Source organism: Paraburkholderia sp. J11-2 (assembly GCF_905220185.1).
In the GTDB taxonomy this organism is placed as follows: Bacteria; Pseudomonadota; Gammaproteobacteria; order Burkholderiales; family Burkholderiaceae; genus Paraburkholderia.
Window position 1 is genome coordinate 16,620 of sequence record NZ_CAJMYY010000019.1, and the last position, 14,725, is coordinate 31,344.

8 protein-coding genes are annotated in these 14,725 nt (G+C 66.2%); 2 read left to right on the top strand and 6 right to left on the bottom strand.

Annotated features, from left to right (window positions below; genetic code table 11):
• Positions 1 to 36 precede the first annotated feature (36 nt).
• The 4 genes from U5A57_RS25145 to U5A57_RS25160 form a co-directional block, all read right to left on the bottom strand.
• Positions 37 to 876, bottom strand: coding sequence for an ABC transporter permease (locus U5A57_RS25145; protein ID WP_028202887.1), 840 nt, complete (start codon positions 874 to 876; stop codon positions 37 to 39).
• 13 nt (positions 877 to 889) lie between these two features.
• Positions 890 to 2,167: an ABC transporter permease gene (locus U5A57_RS25150; protein WP_321914469.1), complete on the bottom strand. Its 1,278-nt coding sequence runs from the start codon at positions 2,165 to 2,167 to the stop codon at positions 890 to 892.
• A gap of 89 nt (positions 2,168 to 2,256) precedes the next feature.
• Entirely contained in the window at positions 2,257 to 3,300 is a 1,044-nt protein-coding gene (locus U5A57_RS25155) for an ABC transporter substrate-binding protein (protein ID WP_415764486.1), read from the bottom strand.
• A 127-nt stretch (positions 3,301 to 3,427) separates the two neighbouring features.
• Positions 3,428 to 4,519 carry an ABC transporter ATP-binding protein gene (locus U5A57_RS25160; RefSeq protein WP_321914337.1) on the bottom strand — a complete coding sequence of 364 codons (1,092 nt, stop codon included), beginning with the start codon at positions 4,517 to 4,519 and terminating at the stop codon, positions 3,428 to 3,430.
• A gap of 159 nt (positions 4,520 to 4,678) precedes the next feature.
• On the opposite strand from U5A57_RS25160, the gene U5A57_RS25165 reads away from it, so the two are divergent.
• The gene (locus U5A57_RS25165; protein WP_321914338.1) at positions 4,679 to 6,214 is read left to right on the top strand and encodes a PLP-dependent aminotransferase family protein; all 1,536 of its coding nucleotides are present in this window, start codon (positions 4,679 to 4,681) and stop codon (positions 6,212 to 6,214) included.
• 38 nt (positions 6,215 to 6,252) lie between these two features.
• On the opposite strand, the gene U5A57_RS25170 is transcribed toward U5A57_RS25165, so the two are convergent.
• Both U5A57_RS25170 and U5A57_RS25175 read right to left on the bottom strand, forming a co-directional pair.
• Positions 6,253 to 10,047 carry a DUF748 domain-containing protein gene (locus tag U5A57_RS25170; RefSeq protein ID WP_321914339.1) on the bottom strand — a complete coding sequence of 1,265 codons (3,795 nt, stop codon included), beginning with the start codon at positions 10,045 to 10,047 and terminating at the stop codon, positions 6,253 to 6,255.
• Between the two features lie 329 nt (positions 10,048 to 10,376).
• Positions 10,377 to 11,840 carry a DUF1254 domain-containing protein gene (locus U5A57_RS25175; protein ID WP_321914340.1) on the bottom strand — a complete coding sequence of 488 codons (1,464 nt, stop codon included), beginning with the start codon at positions 11,838 to 11,840 and terminating at the stop codon, positions 10,377 to 10,379.
• Between the two features lie 305 nt (positions 11,841 to 12,145).
• Between U5A57_RS25175 and U5A57_RS25180 the strand changes: the two genes are divergently transcribed.
• A complete protein-coding gene (locus tag U5A57_RS25180) occupies positions 12,146 to 14,638 on the top strand; it encodes a heavy metal translocating P-type ATPase (RefSeq protein ID WP_321914341.1) in 2,493 nt (830 codons plus the stop codon).
• The last annotated feature ends 87 nt before the right edge of the window (positions 14,639 to 14,725 follow it).

The window sequence follows — 14,725 nt, forward strand, 5'->3', positions numbered from 1 at the left end:
GCGGCGCTGCCTTTTTTCCGTCAACCGCTCACACGATCAAGCCTTCACCGCGCGCGCCGCATTCCTGCCGCGCAACCATTCGAGCGCGAGCAGCAGACACGTGGAGAACACGATCAGGATCGTTGCAAGCGCAGCGATCGTCGGGCTGATGTTCTCGCGAATACCCGTGAACATCTGGCGCGGCAAGGTGGTCTGGTCGGCGCCCGCGAGGAACAGCGTCACGACCACCTCATCGAACGACGTCGCGAACGCAAAGAGCGCGCCCGAAATCACACCCGGCGCGATCACGGGCAGCGTGATGCGGAAGAACGTCGTGACCGGATTGGCCCCGAGCGAAAGGCTCGCACGCACGAGATTGTGATTGAAGCCTTGCAGCGTGGCCGCGACAGTCGTCACGACGAACGGCACGCCCAACGACGCATGCGCGAGGATCAGCCCGAGATACGTATTGGCGAGGCCGAGCGGCGCGAAGAACAGGTACATGCCCACACCCACCACCACCACGGGCACGATCATCGGCGAGATGAGCACGGCCATGAGCAGCGCCTTGCCGCGGAAATCGGCCTTCGTGATACCGATGGCCGCGAGCGTGCCGAGCACGGTTGCAACGAACGTTGCCGCCGGGCCCACGATGAAGCTGTTCTTCGCGGCCATGCGCCATTCGTCGGACATCACGAGGTTTTCGTACCAGCGCAGCGACCAGCCCGGAATCGGATAAACCAGGAACGTGCTCGACGAAAACGACAGCGGCACGATGGCGAGCACCGGCAGGATCAAATACAGCAACGTGAGCACGACGAGCGCGCGCAACGCGAAGTACCACACGCGTTCGACGGCGGACGTATGCGGCGCAAAAAGCGGTTTGGCGAATTTCATGATTGCGCCTTCCTCAGCCAAGGCTCAGTTGCGTGCGCGTGAAGCGCGCGTAGACGAAATAGAGCACCGTGGTCGCCGCGAGCAGCAGCGCACCGAGCGCGCAGGCCATGCCCCAGTTGATCGACACGTTGGTGAAGTACGCCACGTAATAGCTGACCATCTGGTCGCCCGGGCCGCCGAGCAGCGCCGGCGTGATGTAGTAGCCAATCGAGAGAATGAACACGAGCAGCACGCCCGCGCCCACGCCAGGGTACGTCTGCGGCACGTACACGCGCCAGAAGGCCGCGAACGGATGGCTGCCGAGCGACACCGCCGCGCGCTGGTACGTGGGCGGAATCGACTTCATCACGCTGTAGAGCGGCAGCACCATGAACGGCAGCAGGATGTGCGTCATCGAGATATAGACGCCCACACGGTTGAACAGCAGCGTCAATGGCTGCGAGATCAGACCCGTGCCCAGCAGCGCCTTGTTGACGAGGCCCTCGCCCTGGAGAATCACGATCCACGCGGCCACACGCACGAGAATCGATGTCCAGAACGGAATCAGCACGAGGATCATCACGAGATTCGCGCGGCGCTCGGAGAGCGTCGAAATCCAGTAGGCGAGCGGGTAGCCGAGCAGCAGCGCGAACAGCGTCACGAACACGCTGATGACGAAGGTGCGGGCGAATACGTCGAGATAGATCTGCTGATCGGGGTCGGCGGCCACGATATTGCCGAATGCGTCCTGCCGGTGGTCGAGCGAGGCGAGCAGATAGAACGGTGAGTAACGCGAACTATTCTTCGCGATGGCCTGCCAATACGCGACGTCGTTCCAGCGGTCGTCGAGTTCGACGATCTTGGCGCGCGTTTGCGCGGGGGTGAGCGTGAGCGGTTTGCCGTTGTCGTCGGCAAGCGGCATGGCGCGCGCGGTCTTCGCGACCAGCGAGCGGAAGCCCGCGATTTCCACGTTCAGGCGTCGTGCCAGCGCGCCCATCGCGTCGCCGTCCTTCACGACAATGAGGTCTTGCGCAAGCGCGGCGTAGGCCGCGTCGGGCGGCGCGCTCTTGCGGTCCCAGTCGCGCAGCGCCGTGATGGTATGCGGCAGCGCCGTCGCCACTTCGGGATTCTGCACCGCGCGTGTGAGGAGCGCGGCGATCGGCACCACGAAAATCAGCAGCAAAAAGATCGCGAGCGGCGCGATCAGCATGAGCGCCATCGTGCGCTTCTTCGCTTGCGCCACGCGCAGTTCGCGCTTCAGGCGCGCGGTTTCTTCGCGTGCCGCGCCGGTAACGTTGGTCACGGTCGTCATTGTGGTCACTTACTGTCTCCAGCCTCTGGGCCGCACGAAGCGGCCAAACGCTCCGGCGCATGGCGCACCGGAGCGTCGCTACTTCACGCTTACTTCGCGGCCCACGAGGCGAAGCGCTGCTCCAGCTCGTCGCCGTGGTCGGTCCAGAACGTCAGGTTCTCCTGAATGGCGTTCTTGCCATTGGCCGGCGAATTCGGCAGGTTGGCGAGCGTCTTCGCGTCGAGCGCCTTGATCGCATTCGCGTTCACCGGGCCGTAGGCGATGTGCTGTGCGTACGCTTGCTGCGGCTTCGGCGAAAGCGTGTAGGCGATGTACTGCTCGGCCAGCGCCTTGTTCGGCGCGCCCTTCGGGATCGCCCAGTAGTCGAGGTCGTAAATGCTGCCGGTCCACACGACCTTGAGATTCTTGCCTTCGCGCTGCGCGGCATCGATACGGCCGTTGTACGCCGTGGACATCACCACGTCGCCCGCGACCAGGAATTGCGGCGGCTGTGCGCCGGCTTCCCACCACTGGATGTTCGGCTTCAGTTCATCGAGCTTCTTGAAAGCGCGGTCCTGACCGGCCTTCGTCGCGAGCACCTTGTAGACGTCCTGGGGCGCCACGCCGTCGGCCATCAGCGCGAATTCCATGTTGTAGCGCGCGCCCTTGCGCATGCCGCGCTTGCCCGGGAATTTCTTCACGTCCCAGAAGTCGGCCCAGTTCGCAGGTGCCGTCTTGAGCTTGTCGGCGTTATAGGCGAGCGCCGTGGACCACACGAAGAAGCCTGCGCCGCAGGGCTGCTGCGCCGCCGGCATGAAATCGCCCTTGTTGCCGAGCTTGGCCCAGTCGAGCTTCTCGTAGAGCCCTTCGTCGCAGCCGCGCGCGATGTCGCCGGTTTCGACTTCCACCACGTCCCAGTCCACGTGCTTTGCGTCGACCATGGCCTTCACCTTGGCCTGCTCGCCGTTGTACTCGACAGCGGTGATCTTGTTGCCCGTCTGCGCCTGGAACGGCTCGTTGAACGCCGCCTTCTGCGCATTGCCATTGGCGCCGCCAAAGTTCACGACGGTCAGTTCCGCGGCATTCGCCACGCCGAACGAGAGTGCGAGCGCGGCCGCGACCGCTGCAACGCGCATGTTGCCGATCTGCTTCATGGTTGAGTCCCTTCTCCTTGGTGGTTTGTCTTGCCGGGCCCTTCGGTGCGAGAAACGTGACCCGGTCGTCGAGACGCTTGCTTCGCGAAGCGACGGCGCGCGAGATTGCGCGCCGCGCCCGCACGCCTCATGCGAACACGCGCAAATGCTCAGGCGCGAATTCGAGTGCGACCGGCTGACCGGGCGCGAAGCCATCGAGCGCCTCGGTGCCGAGCGGCACCTTCACGAAGCACTCGTCCTGCTGGGGCAGGCCACAGCGCATGCGCACGTGGTCGCCGAAATAGATGAGGCCGCGCGCTTCGCCCGCCAGCGCGTTTGCGCCATAGCCCTTCGAACCGTTCGCGAGCTTCATGCGCTCGGGGCGAATGCACGCGATAGCCGCGGCACCGGCCTGCGCCCCCGCGACATTGCGGCCCTTCAGGCGCGTGCCGTCGGCGAGATGCATTTCGCAGTACTCGCCATCCACGGCGGCGATGGTGCCGCGCAGCCGGTTGCTGTCGCCGATGAAGTTCGCCACGAACTCGTTGCAAGGCGATTCGTAAAGCCGGTCCACGGTGTCGAGCTGCTGCACGATGCCCTTGTCGAACACGGCCACGCGGTCCGACATCGTGAGCGCCTCGCCCTGGTCGTGCGTCACGTAGACGAAGGTAACGCCGAGCTTCTCGTGCAGCGACTTCAGTTCGTACTGCATATGTTCGCGCAATTGCTTGTCGAGCGCGCCGAGCGGCTCGTCCATCAGCACGAGCTTGGGCTGGAACACGAGCGCGCGGGCGAGCGCAATGCGCTGCTGCTGGCCGCCCGAAAGCTGCGCCGGATAGCGCTTCGCGAAGCCTTCCATGCGCACCATCCTGAGCGCGTCATCTACGCGCTGCGCGCGTTCCGCAGTGGGCACCTTGCGCACGCCCAGCGGGTAAGCCACGTTCTGCTCGACCGTGAGATGCGGAAAGAGCGCATAGTTCTGAAACACCATGCCGATGTCGCGCTTGTGCGGCGGCACGTTGTTAAGCAACTTGCCTTCGAGGCGGATCTCGCCCCCGGTGGGAAACTCGAAGCCGGCAAGCATCATCAGGCAGGTGGTTTTGCCCGAGCCGGAAGGTCCGAGCAGCGTCAGAAACTCTCCCTGGTAAATATCCAGGTCAAGTTGTTTGACGACCAGTGTCTCGCCGTCGTACGTCTTGCGTACGCCGCGAAAGCTGACGATCACATCCGAGGTCTTCATTCGCCCTGTCTCCATTGCATGCTCTTTCTCCCGGCCCGCCTCTTCTGACGCGATTAAATAAATGCTGTCACAGGCTTTAACCGAAACTGACGTGCGAATTACTATAGATGGTCCCGGCTCTATTCAATGGAGCCATTTCATTATTATCGATGGAACCACTTGGCCATGGTCATCCTGTCCGAATGGCTCGCCGCGCAACTCGACAAGGAAAGCGCCGAGCCCGCCTACCGTCAGCTGCTGCAGCTCATGCAGCAGGCCATCCTGACGGGCCGGCTCGCGCCCGGCACCAAGCTGCCCAGCTCGCGCACGCTGGCCGGCGACCTCGGCGTGGCGCGCAATACCGTGCTGCACGTGTACGACCAGCTGAGCGCCGAAGGCTACGTGATCTCGACGACGGGCAGCGGCACCTATGTCGCCGACACACGCCCGGACTCGGCCGCCGTGAGCACGGCGGCACCGGCCGCCGCCGCCGACGACAACGAGGAAGACGATGCGAACGGCGCCTCCCCGCGCGGCGACATGTCGATGCGCGGCCAGCGGCTCATCGACGAGGCGGGCGTGTCCGCCAAGCAGTGGGGCGCGTTCATGCCGGGCGTGCCCGACGTGGCCGAATTTCCCGCGCGCACGTGGAGCCGCCTGCAGGCGCGGCTGTGGAAATCGGCGAATCATGGTTTGCTAACTTACGCGCCAGGCGGCGGCTACCGGCCGCTGCGGCGCGCGCTTTCCGACTACCTGCGCGTGGCGCGCTCGGTGCGCTGCACGCCGGACCAGATCATCATCACGACCGGCATTCACCAGTCCATCGATCTGGCCGTGCGCCTGCTCGCCGACGTGGGTGACACCGCGTGGGTGGAAGAACCGTGCTATTGGGGCGCGCGCAGTGTGTTGCAGTCCTCAGGGCTGAAGCTCGCGCCCATTCCCGTCGACGACGAAGGGCTCAATCCGCGCGAACAGGACCTGCGCGACCCGCCGCGCATCGCGCTAGTCACGCCCTCGCACCAATACCCGCTCGGCATGGTCATGAGCCTTGCGCGCCGCCGCACGCTGCTCGAATACGCGCGTCAGCACAAGGTGTGGATCATCGAGGACGACTACGACAGCGAGTTCCGCTACGGCAGCCGCCCGCTTGCGTCGCTGCAGGGTCTCGACGAATCCGACCGCGTGATCTACGTAGGCAGCCTTGGCAAGCTGCTGTTTCCGGGCCTGCGCATCGGCTACATGGTCGTGCCCGAGCGGCTCGCGGCCACCTTCCGCACGGGCGTGGCTGAGTTGTATCGCGAAGGCCAGCTCATGCAGCAAGCCGTGCTCGCCGAATTCATCATGGACGGCTATCTCACCTCGCACGTGCGCCGCATGCGCACGCTCTATGGCGAGCGCCGCCAGTTGCTGATCGACGCGGTCACGCACCATTTCGGCGACGCGCTGCCGGTCATGGGCGACGAAGCGGGCCTGCACTTCGTGCTCGGCCTGCCCGATCACGCCAACGATCGCGTCGTCGCCACAGCCGCCTTCGATGCGGGCGTCATCGTGCGTCCGCTTGCGGCCTACTACAGCATGCGCCAGGATCGTAAAGGATTGCTAACGGGTTACGCGTGCGTGCCACACGAGGAAATCGCGCCGGCCTTTGCAACGCTCGCGCAAGTGATCGAGAAACACGCGTTTGCGAGGCCGGAAAAACTGCGGCGCGCCGGTTGAACCGAAGCGCGCCGCTGCGTTGAGTCGCGAAAAAATGCCTATTTCAGCCCGAAATCCACACGCGTAGTCGCGCCCTTGTCGTCGATACCCTTCGCATCCAGCTTCGGCGCCACGACGAACACGCGGCTCGGATCCACCTTGCCTTCGAAGTACTGCTGCACCGCTTGCGCGCGCTGCTGAGCGAGATTGCGCAAGGTCGCGTCGTCAACGGGCGCGTGCTCGGCCAGCGCCTGCTTCATGTCGTCCACGGGCAGCGTCTTCGTGAAGCCGATCATGTTGTGCGGCTTCTTGAAGTCCGCATCCTTGTAGACCTTGGTGAGGTACTTCTCGTACTCCTTGTCGTCGACCTTCACCTGCGAGGTATCCACGCTCTCGCCGTTGCCCACCGTGTCCTTCACCTTCTGAAGCCGCACGAGGCGATCCACGTATTGCTCGCGCAGCGCGGGTGTGTCCACAGCCGGATCGACACGGCCGATCAGGTCGATCTTGATCGAGGGCTTGTCGTCGAGCGCCTTGACGATCGTGTCGAGCTTCTTCTGGTCGTCATCGGTCAGCTTTGCCGTGCCCGCTGCGAATTCGACATAGCCCAGATCTTCGCCGCCGCCGCCAAATGCGTTGGCGAGCAGCGTGAACGGCGCGGTCACGGCCTTCGCGATCAGGTTGAGCACCGCCTTCCAGATCAGGCCGCCCAGGCTGAACTCGGGGTTCGAGAGCGAGCCCGACACCGGAATGTTCACGTCGATCTCACCCTTGCGATTCTTCAGCAGCGAGATCGCGAGACGCACCGGCAGCTTGGTCGCCGTGTCGTTGTCGATGTGATCGCCGAACGTGAGCTGGTCGATGAAGATATGGTTGTTCGCCGAGAGCTGGTCGTTTGCGAGCTGGTAATGCAGGTCGACGTTGAGCTTGCCCTTCGTGATCGGGTAGCCCGCGTACTTCGCCGAGTACGGCGTGAGGTTCGTGAGCTCGATGTCATGCGCGCTCGCCGTGAGGTCGAGCGAGGGCTTCTCGATGAGCGGGTTCACCGTACCCTTGATCGAGAGCGGACCGTTCGCCGCGAGCTTCGCGGAAATGTCCACCGGCGCGGGCGTCGTCGACTCCGTGCCGAACGCGCCCACCGTGCCGTGGATCTGCACGAGGTCGGCGGTGTAATTCGGCTTGATGAAGTTGTCGGTGTAGTTCACGCGGCCGTCTTGCAGCACGAGCTCGCCGAAGTGCAGGCGCACGGGGGTTTTCGGCGCCTGCGCGGCCACGACCGTGGCAGGCGCGGAACCCGGCGCGGGCGCGGAAGCGGTCTGCACCGGCGCGCTCGCCGCTTGCGGCGTGAGCGGCACGGGTTCGCGCGCGCCGGGCTTCGCGCTCGTGTCCTGCGTGAGCGACTGTGCCGCGCCGGTTTGATGCGCAACCACGTCCTTGAGATTGAGCTTGCCTTGCGCGTCGAGCAGCACGCGGCCATAGAAGCCGGAGAAGGTCACGCGGCTCGCGTCCACGTCGGTGCCGCGCGCGTCGTCGTAGTTCGCCTTCAGGTTCGTGAGCGCGAGCGAGCGCCAGCCTGCGAACGGGCCTGACGTGGCCTTGTCGAGCATGCGCACGTCCACGAGCGCCGCGTCGCCGCGATAGTTGGCCTTGAGCGCCTTGCCCTGCTCCACGGAAAGCTGCCCGTTCATGTTGAGCAGCGCGCTTGCGACCACCGCATTGAGCTGGTTGCCGAAGTAAGGCTCGAACGCGGCGGCGTCGAGCCGGTTCGCGTCGATCTTGAGTTGCGCCGTAAGCGGCGTGGGGTTGATCTTGCCGCTCAGCGCCAGGGTGCCCTTGCGGTTGACGGTCGCCTTCAGGTCGATCGGCAGCGGGTGCCGCAGGTCGTCGCTGATCTGCTGGATCTTCAGGTCGAGCGGCGTGACGGCGAGCTTCGCCGGGCGCTGCGTCGAGTTGTCCGTGAAGTTGATCGTGCCGTTGTTCAGCGTGAACGTGTCGATCGTATAGCGCCAGGCCGGCCCTTCCTGCACCGACTTCTGGGCCGCGTGTATCGCCGTGCGCTCGGGCGCCGCCTGATGCGTGGAGGCGAGCTGCGCCAGGTCGATGTTGCCGTCCTTCTGACGCTCGGCATCCACCACGAGGCCGGTCAGGTCCACCGACGCGATCTGCGCCTTGCGTGCGTTGAGGTCGATGCCCGTCACCTGCACGGTGCCCTGCGCGAGCGCGATAGCAGGCGCCTTCGCGCCGCGCGCCGCGAGCTTGAGCGACTCGAGGCCGAGCGTGCTCTGGCCGACCTGCACGACGGCAGGCTGCTGCGCCCAATCGGCCTTGAGCGTGGACGTGAGGTTCAGCTTGCCGTCCACGACCTGCGCGCTGCTCAGGTTGTCGATATACGGCTGCATCTGCGGCAGGCCCAGGCCCGCTAGCGCGATGTTGGCTTCGGCGTTTTTGCCCGCCATGCTCAGCGTGCCCGACGCCTTGACCGTGCCGCCGTCATTCGCGGTCGTGGCAAACGTAAACGGCGCGCCTTCCTTCGCGGTACTCGAGAATTTTTCGAGCGTGGTGGAGAGCTGGGTGAGGTCGATGTTCACCGTGCGCGAAGGCACGTCGTCGCGCACGTGCACGGTGCCGTTCGTGAGCGCGAACTGGCGGATCGAGAGATCGAGCGGCGCGGGCTTCGCCTCTTCGGCCGCCGCCTGCGCGTTCGCCGCACCCGAGGCAGCCGTGGCGCCCGATGCCGGCGCGGCGCTCGCAGCAGCCTTGCTCCCAGCCGGCGCATTTTGCGCCGCCGGCGCGCCCAGCAGCTTCTCGACGCTCAGCACCCCTTGCTTGTCGCGCGCGACCCAAGCGGTAGGCGCGTCGAGCCGGATATCGTCGAAGCGATAGACGTTGCTGAACGGCTCGAGCGAGGCCGCCGCCACGTGCAGGCTGCGCGCGCCGAAAAACGGCGCGTTGGCGTTGTCGGTCGAGTCGAAGTCATTCAGGTCGGTCGTGCCCGTCACGCGCAGCGTGGGCTTCTCGCCCGACATCACGAAATCGAGTTTGAGGTTGGTCGAGAGCTTGCCGCTCTTTACCATGACCGGCAGCTTCGTCGGTGCGTAGGTGAGCAGCTTCGGCACGTCCAGATCGGTCAGGCGCAGTTCCACTTCCGACTCGCGCGTCGCGGAGAACGGCTTGGTCTTGCCGTCGATGGCGAGCGTGCTCGCACCGTCAATGCGCGCGCGCAGCATCGGCTCGACGAAGATGTCGGTCTTGGAAGGCAGCGTGGCGATGAACGGGATGCCGAGCGACCAGCGGTCGATCACGTGCTTTTCATTGAGCAGGCGATCGTCGAAAGTAATCTGGCCGTTCTCGACGCGAATGTTGGAAACCGAAAACTGCGCGGGCTTGCTGTTCGGTTTCGAGGGCGTCGAGAACTTGTCGATGAGGTCCGAAAAGTTGAAGTGCTGCGCGTCGAGCCGCACGATCGTGGCCTGCGGCGAGTCGAGCCGCAACTCTTCGACGATGGGCGCCGCGCGAAAGATCGACGACCACGACGCCTGCACAACGGCACGCGACACATCGAAGAAGTCGCCATTGCCACCGCGCTCGCCGATATGCACGCGGTCCGCTTCGAGACGCAGCGTATACGGATTGAGCGCGATGCGGCCGATCGTGACGGGACGCTCGAGCTGCTTGCTCAGTTGCTGTTCGGCGACGTGACGAATGATGGGCGGCGCGGCGAAGAAGCCGACCAGGCCGAACACGATGAGAAAGATGACGACGCCCGTGAGGATGCGCCGGGTGCGGGGCGCACGCGCGACGGCGCGCAGCGATTGCAAGGAAGAGTTGAGCGACGCTTTGTTGAGGCTTGCCATGCTTGCTTGCGGATGAGGCGGCAACAGGCCCGCCGCGGAATGTGGGTCTGAAGTCGGAAATCCGGGGATGCCGACAGCCGGAAGTATAGGTCCGATAGAAGATCGGACGGCGGGAAAACGCCGCCCGCGGCGCAGGATTTGCGCAACAAGACGTAACAACGGAAGTGAGATTGCCCGGTATCTGTCGCGCGTGTTGCGCGATGCATAAGAATGCGGGCGGGGAGCGCGGGCGTTGCGCGTTTGAGCAGGCTTATGCGGCGCAAAAAAAGCGTTGGCGGGACAAAGTCCCGCCAACGCGTGTTTCAGCCTGGCTCGGCCCGGCTCAGCGCTTACTGGCGCTCGACGGCGGGCGGCTGCCAGCTGCCATCGGTCGCTTGCGGCTTCGCGGCGTAGAGCCGCATCACCAGGCGGAAGTCGCCATGCGGCGCCGGCACCCAGTTCGCGCCGCCGCGCGGCCGTTCGGCGCTCACGTGCACGTCGAGCGAGCCGTCGCGGTTGCGCCGCGCGCCGCTGCGGTCGCCGAACGCCACGCGCACGGGCGTGTCGGCGTCGAGCGCGCCGTCGGTCGTATAAGCCGTGATCGACCAGAAACCGCGCACCGGCGGCAACTGCTTCGCCGTGAAGTGCATCGTGTAACGGTTCGCGCCGTTGAGCGCATGACCGTCGCTGTCCTGGCTCACGCGGGCGCGCACTTCGTCGCGGGTAGTCGGAAGACCCGGCGACGTATACGCGGCGTAGGCGCGCAGCGCGTAGTCGGGGCCGTAGTTGCCCGCGTCGTCACCCACCCAGAGCCAGCCGTTGCCCGCCAGCAGGTTGTTTGGCGGCGTCGCGAGGCGCGCGCGGCCGTCCGCGAGACCCGCCTTCACGACCGCGGCGTCCTTCGTGCCCGAGGGCAGTTCGGCCGGGTCGCCCGGATGCACGCCAATGTCGCCGAGAATCTTGATCGCGTGCGCGTCGTCCGCCGTAGGCGGGTTGTCTTCCAGTGCCTGCGCGAGCCGGTTGAAGAAACCGTTCGCGTCGAGCGCCGCGACCTGGGCGGAAGGCGTGCCCGGCGCCACCGGATCGCCGCTCTGCGTGGCGCCGGACGGCTCGTTACCGCGTGCGCCCCCGTTGCCGCGAGCGCCTGCCTTGCCGCGCGCGCCGCGATCGTCCCAGTCGGAAAGCGTCGTAACTTGCAGACCGTGCTGCAGCCGCCGCACGGCCGCGAGGTCGCCGCCGCCGCGCGTCTGGATGCGCGCGAGGAACCACACGTAGCGCGTCGTCACGTCCACGCGCTTCACGCGCGCGGGCAGCGTGCCCTTCCAGCCGGCCGGAACGAATGCAATCGTTTGCGCTTTCAGACCGCTGACGCGTTCGCCGGTTTGCGCGGCGCCCGTCGACCAGACGACATTCGTCCACATGTCGAGCGCACGCGCGTCCATGTAGCGGCCGTGCGTATCGGGCAGCGTGACCAGCACCGGCTCGCTCGAAACGTCGAGCCAGCCGCTGGAAGCCAGCGTGTCGAGATTGGGTTCGGGCGGGTTCGAAGCCCCGACGGGCGGCAACGACTGCGCGTGGCGCAGCGTGTTCGGCGCAGCCTGCCCGGGGCCCGTGCCCGTGGCGGCTGTACGCGACAGGTCCATCAGCACGAGCGGATAGCCGAACACGTACGAGTCGGAAACTTCGTCCTTCATCCAGCCGTTGCTCTTCGGCGCGACGTCGCTCGGCGCCGAGGCGCATCCGGCGATCAGGGCAACGCAGGCAAGCACGGAGCCGCTACGGTACGACGAGAATGCTCGATGTATTGTTGTCATTTGTGTGTTGTATTCGGTGCGGGCGGTCCATGAAGTGACGTCGACCGGCTACCCACTCCGCGCGCGGGCCCCCCCAGGGCCGTGGTGAAAGGCGCGCGGCAAGGCGCCAATGCCGCCGGTTGGTATCGTATCGCTCGCGCATGGGCCTGAAAAGACTACAGCGTGGAATATTGCCTTACAGCCGTGTAGCTTGCTCTCAGGCCCTCTATCTGAAACGAAAGTGACGCAGTGTCGCTGCCCCTTGACCTTCCCACGATGGGAACGTAGATACTGCTTAACATCGATTACAGCCTCGCACCCTCACCATGAACGACCCCCTCGTTGCAGAGCGCGCCGATACCGCCGTGGCCGAACTCGAGGTCCACGGCATGACGTGCGCCTCGTGCGCCATGCGCGTCGAAAAGGCGCTCGCCAAAGTGCCGGGCGTCACGCGCGCCTCGGTCAACCTCGCCACCGAAAAGGCCACCGTCGAGGCGAGCGGCGGTGTCGCGGCCGCCACGCTCGTCGCCGCCGTCGAAAAGGCCGGCTACGAAGCCGTGCCGGTCGCCACGGAAACCGCCACGCTCGCCATCGGCGGGATGACTTGCGCGTCCTGTGCGAACCGCGTCGAGAAGGCGCTCGCGCGCGTGCCCGGCGTAGCCGGCGTGAGCGTGAACCTTGCCACCGAGCAGGCCACCGTCAACACACGCTCGCCACTCACGGGCGAACTGCAGGATCAGCTCGTCGCGGCCGTCAGGAAGGCCGGCTATGAAGCCACGCCGCTCGCCGCCGACGTCGACGCCACCCCGGCGAAAAGCGCCGCCGCCAGCGACGAGGCACGCCGCGAATGGCGCGCCGTGCTGGTTTCGGCCGTGCTCACGGCCCCGCTCGTGGTGCCGATGTTCGGCCACTGGCTCGGCTTCGACTGGATGTTGCCCGCAGCCGTGCAACTCGCGCTCGCGAGCGTCGTGCAGTTCGTGTTCGGCGCGCGCTTCTACCGCGCCGCCTGGAAAGCCGTGCGGGCGGGTGCGGGCAACATGGATCTGCTGGTTGCGCTCGGCACCTCGGCCGCGTACGGCGTGAGCGTCTACGCGATGCTCGCCGATCCTGGCAACGGCGCTGGCAACGGCGCTGGCGACATGGCACATCTGTATTTCGAGGCTTCGGCGGTGGTCATCACGCTCGTGCGCTTCGGCAAGTGGCTCGAAGCGCGCGCGAAGCGGCAGACCACCGACGCGATCCGCGCCCTCAACGCGCTGCGGCCCGATCGCGCGCGCATCCGCGTCGCTGGCACTAATGGCGCTCAAGCAGAGGAGCGCGAAGTCCCGCTCGCCCAGGTGCGCGTGGGCTCGATCGTGGTCGTGCGTCCCGGCGAGCGCCTGCCCGTGGACGGCGTCGTGCTCGAAGGCCGCAGCCATATCGACGAATCGCTCATCACCGGCGAAAGCCTGCCGGTGCCGAAAGCGCCCGACGATCCTGTCACCGCCGGCTCGATCAACGGCGAAGGCGCGATCGCCGTGCGCACCACGGCCATCGGCGCGGAAACCACACTCGCACGCATCATCCGCCTCGTGGAAAGCGCGCAGGCTGAAAAGGCGCCGATCCAGCGTCTCGTCGACCGCGTGAGCGCCGTGTTCGTCCCCGCGATTCTCGTGATCGCGGCCATCACGCTGGGCGGCTGGCTGTTCGCGGGCGCGAGCGCCGAAACGGCAACTCTCAACGCCGTGGCCGTGCTCGTGATCGCCTGCCCGTGCGCGCTCGGCCTCGCCACGCCCGCCGCGATCATGGCGGGCACCGGCGTCGCCGCGCGCCATGGCGTGCTCATCAAGGACGCCGAAGCATTGGAAACCGCCCACAACGTGAGCGTGGTCGCCTTCGACAAGACCGGCACGCTCACGCTCGGCCAGCCGTCGCTCACTGCGTTCGAGGCGGCCGAGGGACTTGATCGCAACGAGGCGCTCGCGCTCGCCGCCGCCGTGCAGCGGCAAAGCGACCACCCGCTCGCGAAGGCCGTGGTGCAGGCGTATGAGGCGCAAGCGCAAGGCGCCGCCGCCTGGAGCGCCGCGGCCCACGCGCGCGCGGTGCCGGGGCGCGGCGTGGAAGCCGAAGTGAACGGGCGGCGTCTCGCGATCGGCAGCAGCCGCTGGCTCGACGAGCTGGCGCTGGCCGTGCCGCCCACGCTCGCGGCGCGCGCACGTTCGCTCGAAGAGGCGGGCAATACGGTGTCGTGGTTGTTCGATCCGCACGGCGGCGTCCTCGCGTTGCTCGCGTTCGGCGACACGGTGAAGCCCACGGCGCGCGCAGCCATTGCTAACCTCAAGACGATGGGCATCCGCAGCGTGCTCGTGACCGGCGACAACGCGGGCAGCGCGGCGGCCGTGGCCGCGCAGCTCGGCATCGACGAAGTCCACGCGCAGGTGCTGCCCGACGACAAGGCGCGCACGATCCGCGACCTCAAGATCGAAAGCGGCGGCATCGTCGCGATGGCCGGCGACGGCATCAACGACGCCCCCGCGCTCGCCGCCGCCGACATCGGCATCGCCATGGCCACCGGCACCGACGTCGCCATGCACGCGGCAGGCATTACGCTCATGCGCGGCGACCCGGCGCTCGTGGCCGCCGCAATCGATATTTCGCGGCGCACGTGGCGCAAGATTCAGCAGAACCTGTTCTGGGCGTTCATCTACAACCTGATCGGCATTCCGCTCGCCGCCTTCGGCCTGCTCAACCCCATGCTCGCAGGCGCGGCGATGGCGTTTTCGAGCGTGAGCGTCGTGACCAACGCGCTGCTGCTCAGAACGTGGCGGGCAAAGCGCTAACGCAGCCATTCACCACGCGACGTATCGTGCTGAATATAACGAAAGGGCGCTTCATGCGCCCTTTTCTTCATTCCGGCCTTCTCTTTG